Here is a 25,773-nt window from a genome sequence, read left to right as displayed (position 1 = left end):
GCCGCCGCACGCCGTGGTGCCGTGACCGCAGGCATCACGGCCGCCCACCGCCGTGGACCGCCCTCCGGGCGCCGTGGCCGCCCCGAGGGGGCGCGCCGGACGCGCCCGGGGGGCGTTGTCAGTGGCATAGGGCAGCATCGGAGGCGTGAGAGCCGCCCCGACCATCCTGCACCTGGACATGGACGCCTTCTACGCCTCCGTGGAGCAGGCGGCGAAGCCGAGCCTGCGCGGGAAGGCGGTCATCGTCGGCGGGCTCGGGCCCCGCGGGGTGGTCGCCACCGCCTCCTACGAGGCGCGGCGCTTCGGGGTGCACTCGGCGATGCCCACCGCCCAGGCCCGGCGGCTGTGCCCGAACGGGGCGTACCTGGTGCCGCGATTCACCCTGTACCGGGCGGTCAGCGACCTGGTGATGGCGCGGCTGCGGGCGATGTCGCCGCTGGTGGAGCCGCTCAGCCTGGACGAGGCCTTCGTGGACCTGGAGGCCGGTGGGGCCGCCTTCGACGCCGCGGGGGCCCGGGCGGCGGGGGAGCGGCTGCGGGAGGACATCCGGGCGGCGACGGGGCTCAGCGCCTCGGTGGGGCTGGCCGGGTCGAAGATGCTGGCCAAGGTGGCCTCCGAGGGCGCCAAGCCGGACGGGCTGCTGCTGATCGAGCCGGGGACCGAGCGGGAGCTGCTGGCGCCCATGTCGGTACGGACCCTGCCCGGGGTGGGGCCGGCCACGGGGGAGCACCTGCGCCGGGCCGGGATCACCACGGTGGGGGAGCTGGCCGAGGCGGGGGAGGACGAGCTGGTCCGGATGACGGGGCGGGCGCACGGGGTGGCCCTGTACCGGATGGCGCTGGGGCTGGACGACCGGCCGGTGGTCGCGGAGCGGGACGCGAAGTCCGTGTCCGTCGAGGACACCTTCGACGTGGACCTGCACGACCGGGTGCGGATCCGGGGCGAGGTCCAGCGGCTCGCGGAGCGGTGCGTGGTCCGGCTGAGGGCCTCGGGGCACTCCGGCCGCACGATCGTGCTCAAGGTGCGCCGGTACGACTTCTCCACGCTGACCCGGTCGGAGACCCTGCGGGGGCCGACGGACGACCCCGCGGTGGTCCGGGAGGCGGCGGCGCGGCTGCTGGAGGGGGTCGACACCACGGGCGGGGTGCGGCTGCTGGGCGTCGGAGTGTCCGGGCTGGCCGACTTCACCCAGGAGGACCTGTTCGCCCAGGCCGAAGCACAGGCGGAGGCGGAGGCGCGGGCGGAAGCGGAGGCTCAGGCGGAAGCGGAGGCGCGCGCCCAGGCGGACGCCCGGGCAGATGCCCCGGCGGATCCCGGCGGGGGCCCGGCGCGGGTGGGAGTGGATGCGCAGGGGCCGGCTGCGGGTGCGCCGGGGCCGGGTGGGGGCGCCGACGCGGGGGCCTCCGTAGGCGCCGTCACCCAGGACGCCCCCGCTCCGGAGCGGAGCTGGTCGGCGGGGATCGACGTACGGCACGCGGTGTACGGGCCCGGCTGGGTGCAGGGCAGCGGGGTGGGGAGGGTGACCGTCCGCTTCGAGCAGCCGGGATCGGCCCCGGGCCGGGTGCGGACCTTCCGGGTGGACGATCCCGAACTGGAGCCGTCCGATCCGCTGCCGCTGGCCGGGGAACATGCCAAAGAAGACGAAGAAACGGAGTGATCAGCTTTCGTCGCCCGCCAGGCGGCCGAAGTCGCGCTCGCGGTCGCCGTGGTGGAAGTCACTCGGCAAGGTCACGTCCAGGCCGTAGTGGTGGTAGAGCTGGAGTTCCTGCTCCGGCGAGAGGTGGCGGCCGACCCCGAAGTCCGGGGCTTCTTTGATCAGGGAGCGTTCGAAGGGAACCCGCAGGGTGTCGCCCACCACCTCGCTCGGTTCCAGGGGGACGAAGGCGTCCCGGCTGAAGAGGCCGGTCCGTACGGCGGCCCATTCGGGGACGCCCGTGGCATCGTCGAGGTAGACCTCGTCCACGGTGCCGATCTTGGTGCCATTGCGGTCGAACGCCTTGCGGCCGATCAGGCTGCGCGGATCGATGTCGGTCTGCACGGTCGCCTCCTTTTGGTCGCAACTCATCCGTAATGACTACAAAAGTGCATTTCCGCAGTGGGGGCCACTCGAGGAAGGGCCCAGATCCTCGCTGGTAGGCTGGGGAACGGCTGCTGACCCTGTGCGGGAGAGTCCTCCGATCGAGTTCGCCGGAGGCGCCGAAGGAGCAACTCCTCCCCGGAATCTCTCAGGCAGACGTACCGCACGGACGAGGCCACTCTGGAAAGCAGGGCGGGTGACGGACAGCAGTTCCGCCACCCCTCCTCACCGACGGTGAAAGCCGGACCCGCGGGCGATCCCCGCAGGCCCGGTGAAGCTCTCAGGTTGACATGACAGAGGGGGAGGCCGTCCGGGTGCCCGCGCCGTGGTGCCCCTCGCAGGTCGTACGACCAGGAGGCCTCCGTACATGACCGCCAACCGCATTCCGCTCTCCCAGCTGGAGCGAGGCATCCCCTTCGAGCAGCGCCACATCGGCCCGGATGCCGAGGCGCAGGCGAAGATGCTGGCCCAGGTGGGCTACGGCTCCCTGGACGAGCTGACCGCCGCCGCGGTGCCGGACGTCATCAAGAGCGCCGAGGCGCTGGACCTCCCCGAGGCCCGCACCGAGGCCGAGGTGCTCGCCGAGCTGCGTCTCCTCGCCGACCGCAACCAGGTCCTGAGGCCGATGATCGGCCTCGGGTACTACGGCACCTTCACGCCGCCGGTCATCCTGCGCAACGTCATGGAGAACCCGGCCTGGTACACGGCGTACACGCCCTACCAGCCCGAGATCTCGCAGGGGCGCCTCGAAGCCCTGCTGAACTTCCAGACCGTCGTGGCCGACCTGACCGGTCTGCCGACCTCCGGCGCCTCCCTGCTCGACGAGGGCACCGCGGCCGCCGAGGCCATGCAGCTCGCCCGCCGCGTGGGCAAGGTCAAGGACGGCGTCTTCCTCATCGACGCCGACACGCTGCCGCAGACGATCGCGGTCATCCAGACGCGCGCCGAGCCCACCGGGGTCGAGGTCGTCGTCGCCGACCTGTCCGGGGGCATCCCGGCCGAGGTCGCCGAGCGCGGCGTCTTCGGCGTGCTGCTCCAGTACCCGGGCGCCTCCGGCGCGGTCCGCGACATCAAGCCGGTCATCGACCAGGCGCACGAGCTGGGCGCGATCGTCACCGTCGCCGCCGACCTGCTCGCGCTGACCCTGCTCACCTCCCCGGGCGCGCTCGGCGCGGACATCGCCATCGGCACCACCCAGCGCTTCGGCGTCCCGATGGGCTTCGGCGGTCCGCACGCCGGTTACATGGCCGTCCAGGACAAGCACGCCCGCTCGCTGCCCGGCCGCCTGGTCGGCGTCTCGGTGGACGCCGACGGGAACAAGGCCTACCGCCTGGCCCTGCAGACCCGCGAGCAGCACATCCGCCGCGAGAAGGCCACCAGCAACATCTGTACCGCGCAGGTGCTGCTCGCCGTCATGGCCGCCATGTACGCCGTCTACCACGGCCCCGACGGCCTGCGGACGATCGCCCGCCGCACCCACCGCTACGCCGCCCTGCTCGCCGGGGGCCTGACGGCCGGCGGGGTCGAGCTGGTCCACGGCTCGTACTTCGACACCGTCACCGCGCGGGTGCCCGGCACGGCCGCCGACGTCGTGGCCGCGGCCCGCGCGGCCGGGGTCAACCTGCACCTGGTCGACGGCGACCACGTCTCCGTCTCCTGCGACGAGACGACCCTGCGCGCCGACATCGACGCCGTGTGGGCCGCCTTCGGCGTCACCGCGGACATCGAGGCCCTGGACGAGACCACCGCGGACGCGCTGCCCGAGGGGCTGCTGCGCTCCGACGCGTACCTGAGCCACCCGGTCTTCCACCAGCACCGCTCCGAGACCGCGATGCTGCGCTACCTGCGCAAGCTCTCGGACAAGGACTACGCGCTGGACCGCGGCATGATCCCGCTGGGCTCCTGCACCATGAAGCTCAACGCGACCACCGAGATGGAGTCGGTCACCTGGCCCGAGTTCGGCCAGCTGCACCCCTTCGCCCCGGTCGAGCAGGCCGAGGGCTACCTCACGCTCATCACCGAGCTGGAGGAACGTCTCTGCGAGGTCACCGGCTACGACAAGGTCTCCCTCCAGCCCAACGCCGGATCCCAGGGCGAGCTGGCCGGTCTCCTCGCCGTCCGGGCGTACCACCGGGCCAACGGCGACGAGCAGCGCACCGTCTGCCTGATCCCCTCCTCCGCGCACGGCACCAACGCCGCCAGCGCCGTGATGGCGGGCATGAAGGTCGTCGTCGTCAAGACGGCGGACGACGGCGAGGTCGACGCCGCCGACCTGCGGGCCAAGATCGAGCAGTACCGCGACGAGCTCGCCGTGCTGATGATCACCTACCCGTCCACCCACGGCGTCTTCGAGGAGCACGTCGCCGACATCTGCGCCCAGGTGCACGACGCGGGCGGCCAGGTCTACGTGGACGGCGCCAACCTCAACGCCCTGGTCGGCCTCGCCAAGCCGGGTCACTTCGGCGGCGACGTCTCGCACCTGAACCTGCACAAGACCTTCTGCATCCCGCACGGCGGCGGCGGCCCGGGCGTCGGCCCGGTCGGTGTCCGGGCGCACCTGGCCCCGTACCTGCCGAACCACCCGCTCCAGCCCACCGCGGGTCCGGAGACGGGCGTCGGCCCGATCTCGGCCGCTCCGTGGGGTTCGGCGGGCATCCTGCCGATCTCGTGGTCGTACGTGCGCCTGATGGGCGGCGAGGGCCTCAAGCGCGCCACCCAGGTGGCGGTGCTCGGTGCGAACTACATCGCCAAGCGCCTGGAGCCGCACTACCCCGTGCTGTACACCGGTCCGGGCAACCTGGTCGCGCACGAGTGCATCATCGACCTGCGCCCGCTGTCGAAGTCCACCGGCGTGAGCGTCGACGACATCGCCAAGCGCCTGATCGACTACGGCTTCCACGCGCCGACGATGTCCTTCCCCGTGGCCGGCACGCTGATGATCGAGCCGACCGAGTCCGAGGACCTCGCCGAGATCGACCGGTTCTGCGACGCGATGATCGCCATCCGCGGTGAGATCGAGCGGGTCGCGGCGGGCGAGTGGCCGTCGGCGGACAACCCGCTGGCCAACGCCCCGCACACGGCGGCGGCGCTGGGCGGCGAGTGGAACCACCCCTACAGCCGTGACGAGGCCGTCTTCCCGGGCGGGCTGAGCCCCGCCGAGAAGTACTGGCCGCCGGTCCGCCGCATCGACGGCGCGTTCGGCGACCGCAACCTCGTCTGCTCGTGCCCTCCGCTGGACGAGTACGACAACTGAGGGTCGTTGATCACCCCAGCTGACATGTGAGAGGGGCCGGTCCGGGAGTGCGTCTCCCGGACCGGCCCCTCTCGTGATCCCGTGGCGCTTTCCCTAGGCGGCCTTCACCCCGTGCGCCGCCGCGAGGGGGCGGTGCGGATCGATGATCCGGCCGTCCGGCAGCAGCTCACCGGTGTCCTCGAAGAGCAGGACGCCGTTGCACAGCAGGCTCCAGCCCTGTTCCGGGTGGTGGGCCACCGGGTGCGCGGCCTCCCGGTCGGCGGAGTCGGCTGACGGGCACGGTGGCTGATGCTGGCACATGGATACGTTCTTTCGCTGCGGTGTGGTCTGTGTGCTGCGGCTCGATGCGTCGTTCATGGCCGCCCCCCGTATCAATCGGTGTGGTCAGGGTCCAGTGTTGCCCTACGGAGTGACGTCCGCAGGGATTTCCGGCAGCTGTCCTCATAGATTGATGACGCATCACCCGTGCGGGCGGTTCAGCTCAACTCCCCTGTCATTTCGGGTGGTTCACAGGGGGCCCCAGCGGGCTAGGCCGAATGGGCAAACCCGGCCGGGGCGCGGGCGTCAGGCCGCGGGCGCCGCCATCGTCGGCGGCACCGGCGGGCTCTCGGGGCGCGGCGCGTTCTGCCGGGTGAGCCGGTGGGTCAGCACGGGCAGCAGTTCCGAGACCGGGTGCGGGCGGTAGGGGGCGATGCCGGGCGGGGCGGGTGCCAGCGGCACGAGCAGGTCCGCGGCGGCGGGCAGTCCGGCGGCGGGGTCGGCCCCGACCCCCTCGTGCAGCCACAGCGTCAGCATGTACAGCTCCGGTACGGACAGCAGCCGGGGCTGGTAGTTCTTGCCGAGGGATTCCGCCTGACGCAGGGCGCGTTCGGTGGCGGCGACGTAAGGTCCCTCGAAGAAGTGGGAGAAGACCCAGCCGTCCGCCGTCAGCCGGGTGTCCGCGGCCGCCACGAAGCGGTCGCCGCCGCGGATCAGGAACCGCCAGCCGGTGAGCCGGGTGCGGGGCGGCCGGCCCGCCGCCGAGGGCAGGAACTGGAGCCGGTCCAGGACGTGCACCGGGAGGGGGAGTTCGGGCGTCAGCGGTCCCGGGAGGGCCCGCAGCGCCGGAGTGAGTGCCTCGTGGACGGCGGTGGGGGAACCGAGTGCCGCGAGGACGCTGCGCACGGCGGGCGCGGGGGCCGGAGGGACATGCAGCGGCATGGTGGGTCGCCTCTCACTTGGGAGACCTGGGGAACGGGGGAGGTGCGGACGGCGCTGTCGCATTCTGGGGCCAGAGAGGGGCTGAGGGGCAATGGCCGCGCGCCAACTCTCTGCCTCGTTTGCGGAGTTTATACGACCTGTGTTCACGCAATGTTTCGGCTAGCTGTCCCGGCCATTGCGGACAAGGCGCATACCGGTCTGGCTGCGGAGGATTCGGAGCTGCGCGCACGCGTACACCTCGCGCTGACCTCGGAGGTTACCCGACGGGTGCTCGGCTGGAAAGTGCCGGTATTGCGACGGCCGAAAATGCGAAGGGGACTTCGCAGGATGCCCCTTGCCAGATGAATGTGCCATAGCGCCCGTCGGCCAAACCGGCGCGCGCTGTCCGCCAGTCGTGACCCCGCCGCGTTATCGATCACCGGGCCGGGGCATCATCGACCGTAACGCGCGCCTGGGTGGACCGGGCCAGGCCCACTCGTGGAGGGACGCTTCGATGGGGGAGAAGGTCGTGGCAGGCGGATTCGACCTGTCCGATCGGCAACGGTATCGGAGGAAGCTTCACGAGTGCCTGGAGGGACTGGAGCGGCTTCTGGCGGAGAAGAGGTTCGATCGCCCCAAGAACATGATGGGGCTGGAGATCGAGTTGAATCTCGCGGGTTCCGACGGTTTGCCGAGAATGGTGAATGCACAGGTACTGGAGCGGATTGCGAGCCCCGATTTCCAGACCGAACTGGGAATGTTCAACCTGGAGGTCAACATACTTCCGCACCGGCTCGACGGCCGGGTATTCGACCAGCTCGCCGAGGAACTCAGCGCGAGTCTCGCCTATGCCAACCGGCAGGCCGCGGAGATCGACGCCGGGGTGGTGATGATCGGCATCCTGCCGACGATCTCGCGCCGCGACCTCGTCGCCGCCAACCTCTCGGCGGTGGACCGGTACTCCCTGCTGAACGAACAGATCCTCTCGATGCGGGGGGAGGACTTCGTCCTCGACATCGACGGGGTGGAGCGGCTGACCTGGACCGCGGGGTCGATCGTGCCGGAGGCGGCCTGTACCTCGGTGCAACTGCACCTCCAGGTCACCCCGGCCCGGTTCGCGGACGTGTGGAACGCGGCGCAGGCGGTGGCGGCCGTGCAGATCGCCGTCGGCGCCAACTCCCCCTTCCTGTTCGGCCGCGAGCTGTGGCGCGAGTCGCGGCCACCGCTCTTCCAGCAGGCCACCGACACCCGGCCGCCCGAACTCCAGGCGCAGGGCGTGCGCCCCCGGACCTGGTTCGGCGAGCGCTGGGTCGATTCGGCGTACGAGCTGTTCGCCGAGAACGTCCGCTACTTCCCCGCGCTGCTGCCGATCTGCGACGAGGAGGAACCGCTGCGGGTGCTCGCCGAGGGCGGGGTGCCGGGGCTGCGGGAACTCGTCCTGCACAACGGCACCGTCTACCGCTGGAACCGGCCCGTGTACGGGGTGGCCGACGGGGTGCCGCACCTGCGGGTGGAGAACCGGGTGCTGCCCGCGGGGCCCACCGTCACGGACGTGGTGGCCAACGCCGCCTTCTACTACGGGCTGGTGCGCACCCTCGCCGACGAACCGCGCCCCGTCTGGGGTCGGCTGCCGTTCGCCGAGGCGGAAGCCAACTTCGACGCCGCCTGCCGGTACGGGATCGACGCGCGGCTGCGCTGGCCGCGCCGGGGCCGGGGCGGCGGACTGGCGAGCGTGCCGGCGGTCCGGCTGGTGCTCGACGAACTACTGCCGATGGCGGCGGCCGGGCTGGACGCCTGGGGGATCGAACCCGCGGACCGCGACCACTACCTCGGGATCATCGAGGAACGGTGCCGCAGGCGCGTCAACGGCTCGACCTGGCAGGTGGACACCTACCACCGGGCGCTGGCCGCCGGGCTGGAGCGGGAGGCGGCGCTCGCGGCGACCACTCGCCGCTACACCGAGCTGATGTACAAGGGGGACCCGGTGCACACCTGGCCCGCCGGGCTGCCGGAGGAGGAGGTGAGCGCCGCGGTGACCGCCGGACGCTGAGGACCGCCCGCGCCGCCCGGTGCTCCCGTACCGCCCGGTCCCGTACCGGCGGGTGGCCCGGTACCGCCGGGTGGTCCGGTACCGCCCGATGATCCGCTTCCGCCGTCGAAGGGGCAGTATGGGGGCGTCGGAGCGGGATGGCGGGTTGGCGGGACGGAGTCAGGCGTGCGTGCGGATCCGGAGCCGGTGGTCGGGACGTCGAGCGAGGACGGGCGGCGGGTCCTCGGGACCGAGACGCTGCTGGTCCTCGCCCTGTCGCTGGGCGCGAGCGGGGTCTCGGCGCTGATCAGCTTCATCGGCTCGCTCACCAAACCGGGCGGCCTGAAGGACCAGGCCGCCACGCTCAACGGCTCCTACGCGCCCGGCCGCCCCTGGCTCGACCTGTCCTGGCAGCTCTTCGGAATCGCGACCGCCCTCGTCCCCGTCCTCCTCGTCGCCCACCTGCTCACCCGGGAGGGCGCGCCCGGGCTGCGGGTGCTGGGCTTCGACCGCACCCGGCCCGGCGGGGACCTGGGGCGCGGGGCGCTCGTCGCGGCCGGGATCGGGAGCGCGGGACTCGCCTTCTATCTGGCGGCGCGCGCCTCCGGCTTCAACCTGACGGTGGTGCCGGAGGCGTTGCCCGACGTGTGGTGGAAGTTCCCCGTACTGATCCTCTCCGCGGTGCAGAACGCCGTGGTCGAGGAGGTCATCGTGCTGGCCTACCTGCTGCGCCGGCTGGACGGCCTGGGGTGGTCGCCGTGGGCCGCCCTGTCGGCCAGTGCGCTGCTGCGCGGTTCGTACCACCTCTACCAGGGGATCGGCGGGTTCGTCGGCAACGCGGTGATGGGCGTCGTCTTCGTCCTGCTCTACCGGCGCTGGGGGCGGGTCGGGCCGCTGGTGGCCGCGCACGCCCTGCTCGACATCGTGGCCTTCGGGGGGTACGCGCTGCTGGCGGGCAAGGTCGGCTGGCTGCCGACGCCCTGACGGGCGGGTGGCTGGGCGGGCCGGGTACGGGGGCGGTCAGGGGGCGGTGAGGAGTTCGCCGTCGATGACCGTGACGGCGTGCCCGGTGAGGAACGTACGGTCCCCCGCGAGCCGGACCTTGACCAGGCCGGTGCGCGCGGAGCCTTGGAGGCCGGTCAGCTCGTCGCGGCCCAGGCGCGCGGCCCAGAAGGGCGCGAGCGCGGTGTGGGCGCTGCCGGTGACGGGGTCCTCGGGCACGCCGACGGCGGGAAATAAGCCGCGGGAGACGAAGTCGTACCCCCGGGCGGGGTCCTCGGCGGCCGCGGTGACGATGATGCCGCGGCGGGCGTAGGCGGCGAGCGCCGCGAGGTCGGGGCGGAGTTCGCGCACGGCGCGCTCGTCGGCCAGTTCGACCAGGAGGTCGCCGATGTGGGGGGAGGTGTCGTGGACGGAGCGGATCTGCGGGGCGGGGGTGTCGTTGCTGTTGCTGCTGCTGCTGCTGCTGCCGCCGGTCAGGGCTTGGGCCAGGTGGGTCGGCAGGTCGTGCGGGGTCAGGGCTGAGGTAGGGAAGTCCATCGTCACCGTGCCGTCCGGGGCCGCCTCGGTGGTGAGGATCCCGCAGCGAGCGGCGAACCGGACCGGGCCGGCGGCCAGGCCGGCGCCGGCCAGGACGTGCGCGGTGGCGAGGGTGGCGTGACCGCACATGTCGACCTCGGCGGTCGGCGTGAACCAGCGCAGGGCCCAGTCGGCGGGGCCGCCGGTGGGCAGGGGGTGGGCGAAGGCGGTCTCGGAGAGGTTCACCTCGGCGGCGACGCACTGGAGCCAGGGGTCGGGCGGGAAACCGGTGGCCGCGTCCAGGAGGAGGACTCCGGCCGGGTTGCCCTGGAAGGGGCGGGTGGTGAAGGCGTCGACGATTCGGATGCGCATGGCTTTGACCGTAGGCGGGTCGGGGGGTGCGGCCCAATGCCAATCCGGGGGGACTGGCATCCCCGGGGGCGGAGGGCGGGTCGGCCTGTGGGGTGCGGGCGGGGTGCCGGTGGGGTGCCGGTGGGGTGTGCGCCTGCGGCTGGGCGTCCTGGGCTCCGCCCAGACCCGGTCCTCAAACGCCGGACGGGCTGGGAGGGGGTCGGACGTAAAAGAACACTCCCGATATATCGTTGACACATCGCGAGCGATCAGCGATCGTAGTGATGTCGGACAACGACACCGGCACATCAGAGGAAATGCAGACGAAAGGAGCGCAGCCATGCGTTCACATGGACACGAGCACGGTCACGGACACGAGCACGGTCGTGGGCACGGACACTGCGGGCCGGACCGTCAGGGGGACTTCGAGGGCCGACGCGCCGCCTTCGGCCCGTTCGGGCCGCCGTTCGGCGGGCCCTTCGGCGGGCGCGGCGGGCGGGGCGGACCGCACCGGCGGGCCCGGCGGGGTGATGTCAGGGCGTCGATCCTGGCGCTGCTCGCCGACCGGCCGATGCACGGCTACGAGATGATCCAGGAGATCGGCGAGCGCAGCGGCGGGGCCTGGAAGCCCAGCCCCGGTTCCGTCTACCCGACCCTCCAGATGCTGGAGGACGAGGGGCTGATCACCAGCGTCAGCGAGGGCGGCAAGAAGCTGTTCACGCTCACCGACGCGGGCCGCACCGAGGCCGAGGCGGGCCCTTCGGCCCCGTGGGAAGAGGCCGGGCGCGGATTCGACCGCGAGGCGATGGACGAGATCCGTACGGCCGGGTTCGGCCTGATGGAGGCCTTCGGCCAGGTCTGGAAGACCGGCTCGTCCGAGCAGCGGGAGAAGGCCGTCGCGGTCATCAACGAGGCCCGCAAGAAGCTCTACCTGATCCTTGCCGGCGAGCACTGAGTACCGACGGCCGGCAGGCCCGGCGCCCCGCGCGCGATGAGCGTCCCTGACGTCATCGCGCGCGGGGCGCTTCGGCGCGAGTGGGGTCAGGCGGCCACCAGGGCGGCCAGCTTGCGCAGGGACTCGTTCAGCGCGGCTGTGGCCGAGTCCTTCAGCTTGCCCGCCATGAGCGAGACGGCCGCGCCCTGGAAGTCGCCGTCTATGCGCACGGTGGTCGCGTCCCCGTCGGGGACCAGGGTGTAGCGGGTGCCCACGATCACGCCCATGGGGCCCTTGCCGCGGATGGCGAAGAGGCGCTCGGTCTCCAGTTCCTCGATGGTCCAGACGACCTCGGCCGGGAAGCCCATCATCTTCATGTTCTCGGCGAAGGTGGATCCGACGGCCAGCGTCTCCGGACCGCCCTTGGGGAATCCGGTGTGGGTCGCGCTCCACTCGCCGTACGCGTCCCAGTCCGTGAGCTGCGACCAGAGCGCGGAGGCGGAGGCCTCGATGCGTGATTCCGCGGTGACTTCGGCCATGGGACCGCCCCTTCTCGTCGGCTGTGTCCGGCGGAAGGTAGCCCCGGCGGCCGGAACATTCAAGGCTGACGGCCAGTCAGGAAATCTCAACAGGCGTCACGCTCGTGACGGTCCTGACGACGGCTGTCATGATGTGCCGATGCAAGCGTCAGGGAGAAATGCCGGACTGGGCCTCGCCCTCGTCTCGGCGTGCGCGTTCGGTGGTTCCGGGGTGGCGGCGAAGCCGCTGATCGAGGCGGGTCTGGACCCGTTGCACGTGGTCTGGCTGAGGGTGGCCGGGGCGGCGCTCGTGCTGTCTCCGCTGGCCTGGCGCCACCGCGGGCTGTTGCTCCGCAAACCCGCGCTGCTCGCCGGCTTCGGCCTGGTGGCCGTGGCCGGGGTGCAGGCCTTCTACTTCGCCTCCCTGTCCCGGATCCCGGTCGGCGTCGCCCTGCTGCTGGAATACCTCGGCCCCGCGCTGCTCCTCGGCTGGATCCGTTTCGTGCAGCGCAAGCCGGTGACCCGGGCGGCCGCCGCCGGGGCCGCCGTGGCCGTGGTCGGACTGGCCTGCGTGGTCGAGATCTGGGCCGGGCTGCGGCTCGACCTGCTCGGCGTGCTGCTCGGGGTGGCCGCCGCCTGCTGCCAGGCCTTCTACTTCGTCCTGGCCGACCAGGGGGCGGACGGCGAGGACGCGCCGGATCCGCTCGGCGTGATCGCGTACGGCATGATCATCGGCACCCTCCTGATGACGGTGATCGCCCGTCCCTGGGAGATGGAGTGGGGGGTCCTCGGCCGCGACGCGGCGGTGGGCGACCTCCTCGTCCCCGCGGCGGTGCTCATCGGCTGGGTGGTGCTGATCGCGACCGTCGCCGCCTATCTGACCGGCGTGGTGTCGGTGCGGATGCTCTCGCCGCAGGTCGCGGGGGTGGTCGCCTGCCTCGAAGCGGTCGTGGCCACCGTGCTCGCGTGGGTGCTCCTCGGGGAGCACCTCTCGACCCCGCAGGTCATCGGCGGCGCGCTGGTGCTGGGCGGCGCCTTCATCGCACAGACCTCGCGGCCCGCCCCGCCCGCACCTCCCGCCCCGCCGGAGGTCCCGGACCCGGCGGCCCTGGGCCCGGGCGTGCTGGACCGGGGGGCCTTGGAGCACGGGGCGCTGGAGCACGGCGCGCTGGAGCACGGCGCGCTGGACCGGACGGCGACGACGGCCTAGTGCCGGGCGCCGTGACTTGGTGAAACTTTCCGGCCGCGGCGCTAAGCTCGCGGCATGCCGATGACCGTGCTTCCGCCTCCCGCCGCCTGACGCGGGCGGCCTCGCCTCCCTGCGCGACCGAACCGTGCCCGGAGTCCCCGGGCGGTTCCGTGCTGCCCGCGAAGCGATGACCTTTTCCCTCATCCTTCACGTCACGCGGAGCACACGTGTCGCAGCATTCGAAGCACCTGTACCTCGTCGTCGCCGGAGCCGCCTGGGGCACCGCCGGGGCGGCCGCCTCCCTCCTCTTCCTGGCCAGCGACCTCGGCCCGCTCTCCCTGTCCTTCTGGCGCTGCGCGGGCGCCCTCGTCCTGCTGCTCTGCGCACTGGCCGTCCGCCGTCCGCGGCGCCGCCGCGCGGAGGTCGCGTCCCGGCCCCCGGTGGTCTCGCTGATCGGTACCGGGCTGCTCTTCACCCTGTTCCAGGCCGCCTACTTCACCGCGGTGCGCGAGACCGGGCTCGCGGTGGGCACGGTCGTCACCCTGGGCGCGGGACCGGTGCTCATCGCGCTGGGGGCGCGGTACTGGATGGGCGAGCGGCTCGGCCGGGGCGGGGCGGCCGCCGTCTGCGGGGCGCTGGCGGGGCTCGCCGCCCTGACGCTGGGCGGCGGGGGCGCCGAGGTGCGGCCCGCCGGGGTGGGCTGGGCGCTGCTCTCGGCGGGCGGGTACGCGGCGATGACCCTGCGGACGCGTTCCCTCGGGCGGCGCGGGGCGGGCGGGGATCCGCTGGTGACCACCGCGTGGTCGCTGGCGGTGGGGACCGTCTGCCTGCTGCCGCTCGCGGCCCTGGAAGGGCTGCTTCCGCACACCGCGCAGCCCGGCCGGGTGCTGTGGCTGCTGGTGTACGTGGCGACGGTGCCGACCGCGCTCGCGTACGTCCTCTACTTCACCGGCGCCGCGGCGGTGCGGGCCGCCACCGTGTCCGTGATCATGCTGATCGAGCCGGTGAGCGCGGCGGTGATCGCGGTGCTGGTGCTGGGGGAGCGGCTGACCGGTCCGGTGGTGCTCGGCACGGTGCTCCTGCTGACGGCGGTCCTCGCGCTGATCGTCGCGGAGGGCCGCCGTCCGGCGGAGGCTGACGCCGCCCCGGCGAGCGCGCGGACGCGGGCGGGCGCCACCGGAGCCGAAGCCGGGAGCGGAGCCGCGGGCGGCGGGGCGGGCGGGCCCGAGGTGGGGCCCGTACCCGCTCAGAGCGCCGCGAGGTAGTCCGGTACGCCGATTCCGGGGGCCAGGTCGGCCGCCGGAACGGGGGCGCCGTAGGCCCGGGCGACCGGGACCACGCCCGTCCAGAACGGCAGGCCGAGGTCTTCGGCCTCGTCGTTGGGGCCGCCGGTGCGGAGCTTGGCGGAGACCTGTTCGAGGTCGAGGCGGATGACGGCGGTGGCCGCCAGCTCCTTGGCGTTCGCCGGGCGGGAGTCCGCCGAGCGGCCCGCCACCACCTGGTCGACGAGGGCGTCGAGGGCGGTGCGGCGCTCGGCTTCGTCGGTGACCTCGTACGCCGTGCCGTGCACCACGACCGAGCGGTAGTTGATCGAGTGGTGGAAGGCCGACCGGGCGAGCACCAGCCCGTCGAGGTGCGTGACGGTGACGCAGACCGGCAGGCCCGGGTCGGCCTTGCCCGCGGCGAGCAGCGGGCGCGAACCGGTGGAACCGTGGAGGTAGAGGGCCTCGCCGACCCGGCCGTAGAGGGTCGGCAGGACCACCGGCGCGCCGTCGCGGACGAAGCCGAGGTGGCAGACGTAGCCCTCGTCGAGGATCGCGTGCACCGTCTCGCGGTCGTAGCGGGCGCGGTCGCGCGAGCGGGACGGGACGGTCAGGTCGGTGGGCTCGTAGGCGCCGGGCGCGGGGATCCGCGGGGCGGTGGGCGTGGCGGTCATGATGCGGACTCCATTGCACTAGTGCATACTGTTCTTTGTGCTAGGAGAATACGTGATCGTGGGACGTCGTGCATCTGAGATCGCGGCCAGCGTCGAGGCGGGCGTGGCCGCGGGCCGGCTGGCGCCCGGCGCCCTGCTGCCGCCGATGCGGGAACTGGCGGGGGAGCTGGGGGTCAACCCGAACACCGTCGCCGCCGCCTACCGGACCCTGCGCGACCGCGGGGTCATCGAGACGGACGGGCGCCGCGGCAGCCGGGTGCGGGCCCGCCCCGCCAGCACCCCGCGGGACGCCCTGCGGGTGGCGGTGCCGCCCGGCGGGCGGGACCTGGCCAGCGGAAACCCCGACCCGGCCGTGCTGCCCGACCTGACCGCAGCGCTGGCGGCGGCCGCCCGGCGCTACGCGCGGGCGCCCACCCGGTACGGCGACGACCCCGTCGTCCCCGAGCTGGCCCGGCTCGCCCGGGCCGGGCTCGACGCCGACGGCGTACCGGCCGGGCCCGTCGGGCTGACGGGGGGCGCGCTGGACGCGATCGAACGGGTCCTCTCGGCGCACTTGCGCCCCGGCGACGCGGTGGCCGCCGAGGACCCGGGGTGGGGCAGCGTGCTGGATCTGGTCCCGGCCCTGGGGCTGCGGATCGCGCCGGTGGCGGTGGACGACGACGGGCCGGTGCCCGAAGCCGTCGAACGGGCCCTCGCCGAGGGGGCGCGGGCCCTGGTGGTGACCGCGCGGGCGCAGAACCCCACGGGCGCGCTGCTGGGCGCGGGGCGGGCGGCCGAGCTGCGGCGGCTGCTGGCCCGCTACCCGCACGTCCTCGTCGTGGACGACGACCACGGGCACGGCATGGTGGACCTGCCGCTGGAATCCCTGGGCGGGGTCACCCGGCACTGGGCGCTGGTGCGGTCCACCGCCAAGGCCTACGGGCCGGACCTGCGGCTCGGGGTGCTCACGGGGGACCCGGTCACGGTAGACCGGGTGCTGGGGCGCCAGCGGCTGGGGCCGGGCTGGGTGAGCCGGCTGCTCCAGTACGCGGTCATCGACCTGTGGACCTCGGGGGCCGTGGACCCGCGCGTGGTGGCGCGGGCGTACGGGGAGCGCCGCGACGCGCTGGTGGCGGCGCTCGGCGAGCGGGGCGTGGCCGCGCACGGCCGCAGCGGCATGAACGCGTGGGTGCCGGTGACGGACGAGACCGGCGTGGTGACCCGGCTGCTGTCGGCGGGCTGGGCGGTGGCGCCGGGGGCGCGCTTCCGGGTGGACAGCGGGTCCGGCGTACGGATCACCGTGTCACCGGTGGCCCGGGAGGAGATTTCGGCGCTGGCCGACGCGGTGGCGGAGGCGGTCCGTCCGGCGAGGGGGGCCCGGTACGACTGAGCGGGCGGGGCCCGCTGCGGCGCGAGCGGCCGGGCTCCGCCGGGGTGCGGCCGGGCCGGGATCCGCTGCACGGCGACCGGCCGGGGTCCGGCTGGTCCGGATCCCGGCCGGTCGGCGCGCGGGCCGCCCGGCGGCGGTCAGCGGAGTGTGCGCGCGCCGGGGCGGGTCTGGGTCAGGGCTGCCCCCGCCAGCACGATCGCGGCGCCCACCGGGGTGTTCCAGTGCAGGTGTTCGCCCAGCACCAGGACGCCGGCCGTGGTCGCGATGACGGGGATGAAGTACGTGACCATCTGGGCCGTCGTCGGGCCGATCTCGGAGACCAGGCGGTACTGCATCTGCAGGGTCATCCCCGTCCCGAGGACGCCCAGGGCGATCACCGACAGGGTCGGCCACAGCGGGAAGGACGTCGGCGCGGTGGTGAACAGGGCGCTCATCGCGGCCAGTTGGAGCGTGGCGACGATCAGCTGGGCGCCGGTCAGGGCGACGGGAGAGCCCTGGACGCCGGCCAGGGTGCGCCGGACGTAGATCCAGCCGATGGGGTAGCAGAGCGCGGCCAGCAGCGCGAGGGCCGTACCCTTCGCGTCGACTCCCGCGAAGCCCTGCCAGGCGCCGAGGACGGTCAGGACCCCGAGGAAGCCGAGGCCGAGGCCCGCGAAGCGGCGCCGGGTCGGACGGTCCTCGGAGAGGGCGACCAGGGAGAGCGCCATGCCCCACAGCGGAGAAGTGGCGTTGCAGATTCCCGCGAGGCTGGAGGGGATGCTCAGCTCGGCGTAGGCGAAGAGGGAGAAGGGGGCGCTGTTGAGCAGCAGGGCCGCCACCGAGAGGTGGGCCCAGGTCCGCAGGCCCCGGGGGAGCGGTTCGCGGCGCACGAGCAGCACGCTGACCAGGGCGAGCGCGCCGAAGAAGACCCGGCCCAGGGAGACGTGGAAGGGGGCGTATCCCTCGGTGCCCACCTTGACGAAGAGGAAGCTAAACCCCCAGACCACCGAGAGGATCGCGAAGCGGATCCGCCAGTCGAGGCCGGGGCGGGGGGTGGCGGTCGAGGTGGGCGAGGGGGCGGAGGCGGTCGGGTCGGCGGAGGCGGGGAGGGCCGGGCGGGCGGGTGCGGATGCGCTCATGGAGATCACTCTGCTAGCTACGACGTCGTAGGACAAGCGAGACTTCGTGCGCCTGACGCCGTAGCATCGCTTACATGTTGAACCTGGAGCGCCTGCGCACGCTCGACGCCCTCGCCCGCCACGGGTCGGTCAGCGGAGCCGCCGACGGCCTGCACGTCACCACCTCCGCCGTCTCCCAGCAGATGGCCAAACTGGAACGCGAGGTCGGCCAGCCCCTGTTGTGCAAGAACGGCCGCGGAGTCCGGCTCACCGACGCGGGGCGGCTCCTGGCCGACCACGCGGCGCGGATCATCTCCCAGGTGGAGCTGGCCCAGTCCGATGTGGAGGCACGGCGCGGCTGCGCCGTCGGGGACCTGCGGATCGGCGCCTTCCCCACCGCGATGCGCGGGCTGCTGCCGGGCACCCTGCGCACGCTGCGCGCCGAACACCCCGAATTGCGGACCCGGGTGACGGAGCAGGAGCCCGAGCAGAGCATGCGCGCCGTGGTGCGCGGCGACCTCGACCTCGCGGTGGCCATCGACTGGCACAACCGGCGGATGCCGGTGCCCGCCGAACTCTCCCGCGCCCATCTGCTCGACGACTCCGTCGACATCGCCATGCCCGCGGGGCACCCGATGGCCGATCGGAGCCGGATCTCCCTCGCCGATTTCGCCGGCGACGACTGGATCTCCTGGAACGAGGGCCAGTTCTGCCACGAGTGGCTGGTCTTCACGCTGCGCGGGCTGGGCGTCGAGCCGCGCATCGCGCACATCGCCGAGGAGCACCACACCCAGCTGGCGTTCGTCGAAGCCGGGCTCGGGGTGTGCGTGGCCCCGCGGCTGGGGCGGGGGCCGGTGCCGGCCGGGGTGCGGCTGCTGCCGGTGTGCGACAGCCTGCGCCGGCACGTGTACGTCGTCTGGCGGGCGGACGCCGACCGGCGGCCCTCGATCCGGGCCGCCGTGTCGGCGCTGCGGGAGACCGCGGCCCTCCTCTGAACCCGCTGCGGATCGCGGGCCGCGGAGGGTCACAGCTTGCGGAAGTCCCAGGACACCACCGAGTCCGGGGTGAGGCGGATCCAGGCGTGCCGCCCGTCGTGCGGCATCTCGGTCATGCCGAAGTTCTTCACCGGGAAGAGCCGTTCGGGCTCCTCCAGTTCGGGGCACGGCTCGCCGGTGCGGGGCGCCTCGCCCACGAAGACCGCGTCGCCCGAGAGTTCGACGCCGCGCAGCTCGTCGTACTCCTCGCCCGCGTCCACGACCACCGAGAGCCGCGGGTCCTTGCGCAGGTCGGCCCAGCGGCGGCTGCGGGTGATCGAGTACAGCCACAGGGAGGTGCCGTCCCAGACGAACCAGAGGGCGCCGACGTGCGGGCGGCCGTCGGCGGACACGGTGGCGACCCGGCAGGTGCGCTGGGTGCGCAGGAAGGCGTCCACCTCCTCCCCGGTCATCATGATCCGGCGGCCGCGCCGCTGTGCGCCGTCCATCTGCCCCACGCCCCTTCACATCTGACTATGTGTCAGGAATCATGAGGGCTCTTCCGCCATCACGCCAGGGGGATGCATGTCCCAGGACGCCGCCGGCCGCGACCGGCTCAGGGCGCAACTCGCACCCGCCACCACCGCGCTGCTGACCGTCGAGTGCCAGAACGGCGTCGTCGGCGAGGACGGCGCGCTGCCCGAACTGGCCGCGCAGGCGCGGGAGTCGGGCATGCTGGGGCGGGTGGCCGCGCTGGTGGACGCCGCGCACCTGGCCGGCGTACAGGTCCTGCACGCGGTGGCCGAGCGGCGGCCGGACGGGCTCGGGGCCAACTCCAACGCGCGGCTGTTCCGGGCGGCGGACAGGCTCCCGGTGCGGCAGCTGTCCGGCACCGCGGCCGTCGAGGTCGCCGCACCCATCGAGGTGGCCGACCGGGACATCGTCGTACGCCGCCTGCACGGGCTGTCCCCCATGGCCGGGACCGACCTGGACGCCCTGCTGCGCAACCTCGGCTGCCGCACCCTCGTCGTCACCGGGGTCTCCGCCAACGTCGCGATACCGAACACGGTCTTCGACGCCGTCAACCTCGGCTACACCGTCGTGGTCCCGGCCGACGCGATCGCCGGGGTGCCCGCCGCCTATGCGCCGCAGCTGATCCGCAACTCGCTGGCGCTGGTGGCGACCGTCACCACCGCCGAGGACGTCATCGGGACGTGGGCCAGGCCCTGAGCACGGACCGGACGGTACGGGCGGGCCGCCCGGGGCGGGTGCGGCCCGAGGTCAGGCGCGGCGGCCGGCGCCGTGGGACAGGAGGGCGTCGCCGACCAGGCGGACCCCCCGGGCCAGGCGGCTCAGCTGCTGGAGTTCGACGGCGTACATCCTGATGGAGTTCTCGATCACGGACGCCGCCACGCCCATCGCCGGCAGTTCCGCCCGGCTGGTCTCCAGGGCGATCCGCATCGTCCGCACCTCGTGCCGCAGCTGGAGCTGTGCGTGCCGCGCGAGGAGAGCCGGGTGCCGGACCAGGGTCGGGTAGGTGCCGTACCGGGCGGGGAGCAGATCGCGCAGCCAGCGCGTCGCGGTGCGTTCCCAGTCCTGGGTGCCGGGCGCGGTGACCTGGCAGGGCCAGTCGGGGCTGTGCGTGATGGAGGCAGTCTGGCGCATTCTCGTCGCTTCCGAGTGGTGTCGAACTCTGATCGAGACGTTGCTCGGCGGCCCCGGCCCAGGGGTTGACCGGGGCCGCCGTGAGCGCTCCGGTGGATCCGAAAGCCGGGACCGGGCACGGTCGTGACGTGAGGAGGAGCCGTCACGGCCGTGTCTGTTTCCGGGAGGACGTGGGGTCGCCCTCCCTGGCGTCTGGTGGATCCGGGCGCGCTGGGCAAGTAAACATATATACCGTGGAGTAAGCAAGAGAATGAAAAATTACATGCGCCGCCGTGGCTGAAAGTCATCGCCGCACGAGAGGGTGTCGAGCCGGGCGGGACCGGCCCGAAGGGGGGATGGACGGCGCGCAGGGGGAACGGTTACAGGAAGAAACCGTGCTGGTCGGCGACCTGCTCGTAGCTTTCGAGGCGCGCCTGGGTCCGCTCGGGATCCGCGTCGGCCATCGCCTGCAGCAGGGCCGCCGAGAGCATGCCGGGCGCCGCGTAGGAGTCGAAGACGAGCCGGGAGCCGGTGCCCGCGGTCAGCGTCACGTCCGCCGCGTCCGCCAGCGGCCCCAGCGTGGGATCGGTGATGAGCGCCGTCCGCAGGCCCGCGCTCCGCGCGGCCTGGAGCGCGCCGAGGGTCTCCTTGGCGTGCCGGGGCATGGCGTAGGCCAGTACCCAGGTCCCGCCGGCCGCCCGGGACTGGAGCAGGGCGTCGTAGGCCACGCTGCCGCCGCGAGTCACCAGCCGCACGTCGGGGTGGATGCGCCGGGCGGCGTAGGCGAAGTACTCCGCCAGCGACACGGAGATCCGCAGGCCCAGCACCGTCAGCGGCACGGAGCCGGCCAGCTCGCGGCCGATGTCCAGCACCTGGTCGGTGTCGGCCAGCAGCCGGCGCAGGTGGTGCAGGTTCTCGATCTCGGCGTCCACGGCCGCCTGCAGTTCGTTGTGGCGGAACTGTCCGCTGCCGGCCGGGGAGCCCGCGACCGCGCTCAGGGCGATCGGCTGGAGCGCGTCGCGCAGGGCGGGATAGCCGCTGAAGCCGAGGGAAACGGCGAAGCGGGTCACGGACGGCTGGCTGACGCCGACCCGTTCCGCCAGCTCGGTGATGGACAGGAAGGCGGCCTCGGTGAGGTGGTCGATCAGGTACTGGGCGATGCGCCGCTGCCCCGGGGAGAGCCGGTGGCCGTCGAACAGCGCCCGGACCCGCTCGCCGGGGGCGCGCTCACGGTCGGGCGACGGGCCGCCCGGCGTGATGGCGGCGGCCTGGGCGCGTGCCTGCTGCCCGGATGACACCGGCGGGCCTCCCTCTCATGTCACTCGTCACCCAACATAGCTCACACCCTGTGCCCACCTCTCCGCTGTCCACCGCCGCGACGGACGTCAGCCGATGCTCCACGACCACGTGTGGTCCGCGCTGACCAGAAAGGCCAGGACGGCGAGGTCGGCGATGCCGAGGACCAGCCCCAAGCGGGCGCGGCCGGGGCGGGTCGTGCCGCGCAGCAGGGCGAGACCGGCGAGGACGATCGCGACCGGTCCGAGCACGAGGTTCATCACCAGGAGTCCGACCAGGCCGCAGACGAAGGAGACGACGGCCATGGCGTCGGCGTCGCGGCGTCCGGGAGCGGGGCGGTCGGAGGCGGGAGGGCCGGGGTGGGACTCCGGGGCGGGGGGAGCGGGTCGCTCGCTGGTGGTGGTGTTGGGGCGGGCCGGGTGGTGGTCCCGGACGGAGGGCCGGAGCGCGGTCATGAGGTACCTCCCCGGCGGTCGGCGCGGTGGTGCCGGCCGGTCCGCTCCCGTACGGCGAAGATCATCAGCCAGGCGGCGATCGCGGCCGTGGCGACGAGCGTGACCGTCGCCGGAACGTGCGCCACGGTCCCCAGCAGGATCCCCAAGAGCATGAGGGCCGCTACGAGGAAGAGCATCGTGCATCCTCCTTCAGATTCCTAGAATCGGTGACAGTTGTTCACTGACTACCCAGTCTAAATGATGGCAAGCGCCTCCCGCGGGTCCGGGGTTTACTTTCCGTCATGAACCAGACTGTCGGGGCCCGTCAGGCCCAACGCCTCCGCACCCGCCGCGCCTTGCTGGACGCCGCGCTCTCGCTCCTGGAGGAGCGGAGCCTCGGCAGCCTGGGCCTGCGGGAGGTGACCCGCGCGGCGGGAGTGGCGACGACGGCCTTCTACCGGCACTTCCCCGACGTCGAGGAACTCGGGATCGCGCTGGTGGACGAGGCGCTGGAGAACCTGCACGAGGGCATCTCCTCGATCTTCGACGGCTCGGGCATCGCCGCCCGACGCATCGACTCGGCGGTCGACTTGATGGCCGGACTCGTCCGCGCCTACCCCGCGCACCTGCGTTTCATCGTCCGGGAACGGCACGGCGGCGTGCGCCGGGTACGGGAAGCGGTCGCCGGCCGGCTGGACGGTTTCGCCCGGGGTATGGCCGAAAACCTCGCCGCCGACCCGCTCGGCGCCGGCTGGAGCCACGAGGACCTGCTGATGCTCGTCCGCCTCTACGTCGACCACATGGTGATGACGGCGTCCGCCTACCTGGCGGCGTCCCTGGAGGGCAACGCGTGGGCCGATGTCACCGACACCGCGCGGCGCCAGCTGTGGCTGATCCACGCGGGCCGGCTCAACTGGGAGGACGTCAGGCCAGGTTGAGGGGCAGGGCGGTCAGCCCGCGGGTGAGGCGGGTACGGCGCCAGGCCAGGGATTGCTCGGGGACGGCCAGGCGCGTGTCCGGGAAGCGGGTCACCAGCACGCGCAGGGCGGCCTCCGCCTCGGCCCGGGCCAGCGGGGCCCCCGCGCAGCGGTGGATGCCGTGGCCGAAGGCGAGGTGGGCGCCGGCGTCGCGGTCGAGGTCGAGGCGGTGCGGATCGGCGAACGCCGCCGGGTCGCGGTTCGCCGCCCCGGGGGCGATGAGCACCGGGAAGCCCGCCGGGATGTCGACCCCGCCCACGCGCAGGTCCCGCGTGCTGTACCGGAAGGTGGCGACGCCCACCGGCGAGTCGAAGCGGAGGAGTTCGTCGAGGGCGCCGGGGATCAGGTCCGGATCCCGGCGCAGCCGGTCGAACGCCTCCGGGTGCCGGAGCAGGGCCAGGACGGCGTTGCCGATGAACCCGGTGGTGGTCTCGTGCCCGGCGACCAGGAGCAGGGCGGCCAGGGAAACGGCCTCGTCGCCGTCGAGGCCGCCCTCGTCGCAGTCGCGCAGGAGGGAGTGGAGCGGACCGTCGCCGGGGGTGGCGCGGGCCGCGCCGACGAGGTCGGTCAGATAGGCGCCGATCCGGTGGGACGCGGCGTCGACGCGGCCGGTGTCGGTCGCGTCGAAGAGGTCGTGGGACCACCCGGCGAGCGGGGCGCGGTCGGATTCCGGCACGCCCAGCAGCTCGCAGACGACGGTGACCGGCAGGGGTACCGCCAGCTCTGCCACCAGGTCGACCTCGCCGCCCGGCCGCCACGCGGCCGTGAGGCGGTCGACGACGCGCGTGATGTACGGGCGCAGCGCCCGTACCCGCCCGGTGGTGAACAGCGGCGTCGCCACCCGCCGTTGGCGGGTGTGCTCGGGCGGATCGCTCGCCAGCATGGTGCGGGAGAGCGCCGGGTGCAGGTCGCGGTCCGAGGGGCGGCCGGCGAAGAAGCGGGCCGTGTCCTTGGACAGGCCGGGATCGGTGAACGCCTCGCGGGCCTCGGCATACCCGGTGATCAGGTACGCGGGGCGCCCGCCGGAGCCGGTGGGGATCCGCCGCACCGGGCAGCCTTCGCGCAGCCGGTCGTAGGCGGGGTAGGGGTCGGTGAAGAACCGCGGGTCGCGCAGCGGGTCCGGGTCCTGCCGCGGGGCGCTCACGCGGTGGCGCGCAGCTGCTGGAGGTCCATGTCGTCACTCTAGTGACGCCGGACCGGTCCGAGTCGGTCCGGGCCGGTGCGAGGCCGTCCCGGACGGCAGCAGGGCCCGGACCGCTCATCGCGGTCCGGGCCCTGCCCCGTGCGCTCGCCGCCCCGCGGCGGCGGTGCGTCGGTCGTGTGCCGCGTCAGTCCTGCGCCGCCGCCGCGTCGTCGTCCGCCTGTCCGGCGTCCTCGCCGGTGCCCGCCTTCTCGCGCATCTTGCGCACCAGCTCCGCCTTCTGGTCGGCCGCGCCCTGGCGGTCGAGGTTGCGGTGCGGACCGTTGTTCTGCCGCTCGGCGCGGGACAGCCGCTTGCGCTGGCCGCCGCCCTGGCCCACGGGGTTGTTGATGTTCTTGCTCACGGTCATCGGTTCTCCCGGTCATGATGTGGAGTGTTCTGGAAGAACATGACAATGACGGTACCCGGTTCCGCCGACCGCGCACACCAACCCTCCCGCCGCCCCGTGAGGCGGGAGCGGTTCGAGCGGCGGCGTCGGAAATGATGGTGCGCATGAACGATCACCACCTCGCCGACGAGCCCGACGGACCCGGCGGGCGCACCCTCTCACGTCGGCTGATCCCCATGACCGGCCGCGACCCGCACGAGCACGGACGGGTCTCCTCCCCCCTGGAGCTGCTGTTCGACCTGACCTTCGTGGTCGCCGTCGGCACCGCGGCGTTCCAGTTCGCCGAAATGGTCGCCAAGGGGCACGCCGGGCAGGCCGTCATCGCGTTCGTCCTGGCCATGTTCGCGATCAGCGTCGCCTGGATCAGCTTCAGCTGGTTCGCGTCCGCCTTCGCCACCGACGACTGGCTCTACCGTGCCATGACCATGCTCCAGATGATCGGCGTCGTCGTCTTCTCGCTCGGCCTGCCCGCGATGTTCCACTCCGTCGAGGAGGGCGGCCACCTAGAACTGCGCGCCATGGTCATCGGCTACGTCGTCATGCGGATCGCGATGGTCTTCCAGTGGGGGCGCGCCGCCCGGCAGTCCCCGTCCTTCCACGACGTCGGCGTGGCCAACATCCGCTGGACGGTCATCGTCCAGGCCGGCTGGATCGCCGTGGCCTTCGTCCACATGCCGATCGCCGTCTCCTTCGTGGCGTTCGGCGTCCTGGGCGCCCTCGAACTCGTCCTGCCGGTGCTCACCCAGGGACCCGCGGGCGGCACCCCCTGGCACCCGCACCACGTCGCGGAACGGTACGGGCTCTTCGCGATCATCACGCTCGGCGAGGGCGTCGTCGGCACGGTCGCCTCCTCCGGCGACCTCCTGGGCGGCAGCGACGGCACGCACTGGACGGGGAACGCGGTCGCCGTCGTCGTCGCCGGTGTGGGTCTCACCTTCGGCATGTGGTGGACGTACTTCATGACCCCGTTCGGCGACATCCTGACGCACCGCCGCGGGCGCGGGTACCTCTTCGGCTACGGCCACATCCCCCTCTTCATCGGCATCGCCGGAGCGGGCGCGGGGCTGCACGTGGCGGGCCTGTACATGGAGCACCACGCCGAGGTCTCCGGCACGGCCGTGGTGCTCTCCCTGGCGCTCCCGGTCGGCCTCTTCCTCGTCATGGTCTACGCCCTGCACACCCTGCTGCTGTCCGCGGCCGACGGCTTCCACCTGCTCCTGGTCTCCCTCACCCTCGCGGTGCTGCTCGCCGCCGTCCTGCTCGCCGCCGCGGGCGCGCCCATCGCGGTGTGCCTGCTCGTGGTCATGCTCGCGCCGTTCGTCTCCGTGATCGGGTACGAGACGGTCGGCCACCGCCACCAGCAGCGCATGCTGGCGGAACTCGCCAGGCGTTAGGGACCCTGGCGGCGT

At 73.2% G+C, this 25,773-nt stretch carries 26 protein-coding genes and 1 riboswitch; of the genes, 12 read left to right on the top strand and 14 right to left on the bottom strand.

All coding sequences use genetic code 11. The features are described 5' to 3' along the window. Positions 1–145: 145 nt before the first annotated feature. Positions 146–1,657, top strand: a complete 1,512-nt coding sequence (locus AC0693_RS26025; RefSeq protein ID WP_478803030.1) for a DNA polymerase IV — start codon at positions 146–148, stop codon at positions 1,655–1,657. Here the strand turns inward: AC0693_RS26025 and AC0693_RS26020 are convergent, their stop codons facing one another. Further along, positions 1,658–2,038: a PRC-barrel domain-containing protein gene (locus AC0693_RS26020; RefSeq protein WP_356412317.1), complete on the bottom strand. Its 381-nt coding sequence runs from the start codon at positions 2,036–2,038 to the stop codon at positions 1,658–1,660. A 114-nt stretch (positions 2,039–2,152) separates the two neighbouring features. Beyond that, positions 2,153–2,251, top strand: a riboswitch (glycine riboswitch). 193 nt (positions 2,252–2,444) lie between these two features. Between AC0693_RS26020 and gcvP the strand changes: the two genes are divergently transcribed. Continuing rightward, the gene (gene gcvP / locus AC0693_RS26015; protein WP_478803029.1) at positions 2,445–5,330 is read left to right on the top strand and encodes an aminomethyl-transferring glycine dehydrogenase; all 2,886 of its coding nucleotides are present in this window, start codon (positions 2,445–2,447) and stop codon (positions 5,328–5,330) included. Between the two features lie 93 nt (positions 5,331–5,423). Here the strand turns inward: gcvP and AC0693_RS26010 are convergent, their stop codons facing one another. Next, positions 5,424–5,630: a DUF5999 family protein gene (locus tag AC0693_RS26010; RefSeq protein ID WP_356412321.1), complete on the bottom strand. Its 207-nt coding sequence runs from the start codon at positions 5,628–5,630 to the stop codon at positions 5,424–5,426. 264 nt (positions 5,631–5,894) lie between these two features. Then, positions 5,895–6,530, bottom strand: coding sequence for a hypothetical protein (locus AC0693_RS26005; RefSeq protein ID WP_356412323.1), 636 nt, complete (start codon positions 6,528–6,530; stop codon positions 5,895–5,897). 493 nt (positions 6,531–7,023) lie between these two features. On the opposite strand from AC0693_RS26005, the gene AC0693_RS26000 reads away from it, so the two are divergent. Together AC0693_RS26000 and AC0693_RS25995 are read left to right on the top strand one after the other, a co-directional pair. After that, a complete protein-coding gene (locus AC0693_RS26000; RefSeq protein ID WP_469319808.1) occupies positions 7,024–8,559 on the top strand; it encodes a glutamate-cysteine ligase family protein in 1,536 nt (511 codons plus the stop codon). 165 nt (positions 8,560–8,724) lie between these two features. Beyond that, a complete protein-coding gene (locus tag AC0693_RS25995) occupies positions 8,725–9,522 on the top strand; it encodes a CPBP family intramembrane glutamic endopeptidase (RefSeq protein ID WP_478803028.1) in 798 nt (265 codons plus the stop codon). 36 nt (positions 9,523–9,558) lie between these two features. Here the strand turns inward: AC0693_RS25995 and AC0693_RS25990 are convergent, their stop codons facing one another. Then, complete coding sequence (locus AC0693_RS25990; protein WP_478803027.1) at positions 9,559–10,428, bottom strand: PhzF family phenazine biosynthesis protein; 870 nt, start codon at positions 10,426–10,428, stop codon at positions 9,559–9,561. Positions 10,429–10,747: 319 nt separating this feature from the next. Here AC0693_RS25990 and AC0693_RS25985 point away from each other — a divergent pair, with 319 nt between their 5' ends. After that, complete coding sequence (locus AC0693_RS25985) at positions 10,748–11,362, top strand: PadR family transcriptional regulator (protein WP_469319811.1); 615 nt, start codon at positions 10,748–10,750, stop codon at positions 11,360–11,362. 86 nt (positions 11,363–11,448) lie between these two features. Here AC0693_RS25985 and AC0693_RS25980 read toward each other — a convergent pair whose 3' ends face one another. After that, complete coding sequence (locus tag AC0693_RS25980; protein ID WP_478803026.1) at positions 11,449–11,880, bottom strand: type II toxin-antitoxin system Rv0910 family toxin; 432 nt, start codon at positions 11,878–11,880, stop codon at positions 11,449–11,451. Between the two features lie 139 nt (positions 11,881–12,019). Between AC0693_RS25980 and AC0693_RS25975 the strand changes: the two genes are divergently transcribed. Next, positions 12,020–13,069 (top strand): EamA family transporter, encoded by a 1,050-nt coding sequence (locus tag AC0693_RS25975; protein WP_478803025.1) that lies wholly within the window; start codon positions 12,020–12,022, stop codon positions 13,067–13,069. A 206-nt stretch (positions 13,070–13,275) separates the two neighbouring features. Next, positions 13,276–14,313, top strand: a complete 1,038-nt coding sequence (locus tag AC0693_RS25970; protein WP_478803024.1) for a DMT family transporter — start codon at positions 13,276–13,278, stop codon at positions 14,311–14,313. Here the strand turns inward: AC0693_RS25970 and AC0693_RS25965 are convergent. Beyond that, complete coding sequence (locus AC0693_RS25965) at positions 14,295–14,984, bottom strand: pyridoxamine 5'-phosphate oxidase family protein (protein WP_478803023.1); 690 nt, start codon at positions 14,982–14,984, stop codon at positions 14,295–14,297. The two genes, AC0693_RS25970 and AC0693_RS25965, sit on opposite strands and share 19 nt — an antisense overlap. A 37-nt stretch (positions 14,985–15,021) precedes the next feature. On the opposite strand from AC0693_RS25965, the gene AC0693_RS25960 reads away from it, so the two are divergent. Then, positions 15,022–16,353, top strand: a complete 1,332-nt coding sequence (locus tag AC0693_RS25960) for an aminotransferase class I/II-fold pyridoxal phosphate-dependent enzyme (protein ID WP_478803022.1) — start codon at positions 15,022–15,024, stop codon at positions 16,351–16,353. A 137-nt stretch (positions 16,354–16,490) separates the two neighbouring features. Here AC0693_RS25960 and AC0693_RS25955 read toward each other — a convergent pair whose 3' ends face one another. Next, positions 16,491–17,471: a DMT family transporter gene (locus tag AC0693_RS25955; RefSeq protein WP_478803021.1), complete on the bottom strand. Its 981-nt coding sequence runs from the start codon at positions 17,469–17,471 to the stop codon at positions 16,491–16,493. Positions 17,472–17,545: 74 nt separating this feature from the next. Here AC0693_RS25955 and AC0693_RS25950 point away from each other — a divergent pair, with 74 nt between their 5' ends. Continuing rightward, entirely contained in the window at positions 17,546–18,445 is a 900-nt protein-coding gene (locus AC0693_RS25950; RefSeq protein WP_469336260.1) for a LysR family transcriptional regulator, read from the top strand. Between the two features lie 29 nt (positions 18,446–18,474). Here the strand turns inward: AC0693_RS25950 and AC0693_RS25945 are convergent, their stop codons facing one another. Beyond that, positions 18,475–18,933, bottom strand: a complete 459-nt coding sequence (locus AC0693_RS25945) for a pyridoxamine 5'-phosphate oxidase family protein (protein ID WP_469319819.1) — start codon at positions 18,931–18,933, stop codon at positions 18,475–18,477. Positions 18,934–19,009: 76 nt separating this feature from the next. Between AC0693_RS25945 and AC0693_RS25940 the strand changes: the two genes are divergently transcribed. Beyond that, the gene (locus tag AC0693_RS25940) at positions 19,010–19,654 is read left to right on the top strand and encodes a cysteine hydrolase family protein (protein WP_469336262.1); all 645 of its coding nucleotides are present in this window, start codon (positions 19,010–19,012) and stop codon (positions 19,652–19,654) included. Between the two features lie 51 nt (positions 19,655–19,705). Here the strand turns inward: AC0693_RS25940 and AC0693_RS25935 are convergent, their stop codons facing one another. The 4 genes from AC0693_RS25935 to AC0693_RS25920 form a co-directional block, all read right to left on the bottom strand. Then, positions 19,706–20,089, bottom strand: a complete 384-nt coding sequence (locus AC0693_RS25935; protein ID WP_356412359.1) for a hypothetical protein — start codon at positions 20,087–20,089, stop codon at positions 19,706–19,708. Positions 20,090–20,448: 359 nt separating this feature from the next. Continuing rightward, positions 20,449–21,366 (bottom strand): MurR/RpiR family transcriptional regulator, encoded by a 918-nt coding sequence (locus tag AC0693_RS25930; protein ID WP_356412361.1) that lies wholly within the window; start codon positions 21,364–21,366, stop codon positions 20,449–20,451. A gap of 87 nt (positions 21,367–21,453) precedes the next feature. Beyond that, a complete protein-coding gene (locus tag AC0693_RS25925; protein WP_469336264.1) occupies positions 21,454–21,819 on the bottom strand; it encodes a hypothetical protein in 366 nt (121 codons plus the stop codon). Then, positions 21,816–21,995, bottom strand: coding sequence for a hypothetical protein (locus AC0693_RS25920; protein ID WP_356412365.1), 180 nt, complete (start codon positions 21,993–21,995; stop codon positions 21,816–21,818). The genes AC0693_RS25925 and AC0693_RS25920 overlap by 4 nt, the downstream gene beginning before the upstream one ends. 105 nt (positions 21,996–22,100) lie before the next feature. On the opposite strand from AC0693_RS25920, the gene AC0693_RS25915 reads away from it, so the two are divergent. Beyond that, positions 22,101–22,736, top strand: coding sequence for a TetR family transcriptional regulator (locus tag AC0693_RS25915; protein WP_478803020.1), 636 nt, complete (start codon positions 22,101–22,103; stop codon positions 22,734–22,736). Here the strand turns inward: AC0693_RS25915 and AC0693_RS25910 are convergent. Further along, positions 22,723–23,919 (bottom strand): cytochrome P450 family protein, encoded by a 1,197-nt coding sequence (locus AC0693_RS25910; RefSeq protein ID WP_469336268.1) that lies wholly within the window; start codon positions 23,917–23,919, stop codon positions 22,723–22,725. The two genes, AC0693_RS25915 and AC0693_RS25910, sit on opposite strands and share 14 nt — an antisense overlap. A gap of 184 nt (positions 23,920–24,103) precedes the next feature. After that, entirely contained in the window at positions 24,104–24,325 is a 222-nt protein-coding gene (locus AC0693_RS25905; protein ID WP_356412370.1) for a DUF6243 family protein, read from the bottom strand. Between the two features lie 215 nt (positions 24,326–24,540). On the opposite strand from AC0693_RS25905, the gene AC0693_RS25900 reads away from it, so the two are divergent. Continuing rightward, positions 24,541–25,758, top strand: coding sequence for a low temperature requirement protein A (locus AC0693_RS25900; RefSeq protein WP_478803044.1), 1,218 nt, complete (start codon positions 24,541–24,543; stop codon positions 25,756–25,758). The last annotated feature ends 15 nt before the right edge of the window (positions 25,759–25,773 follow it).

The organism is Streptomyces sp. NPDC043876 (assembly GCF_056435825.1).
The sequence above is the reverse complement of the archived record's forward strand: the minus strand, read 5'-3'. Positions and strand labels throughout refer to the sequence as shown.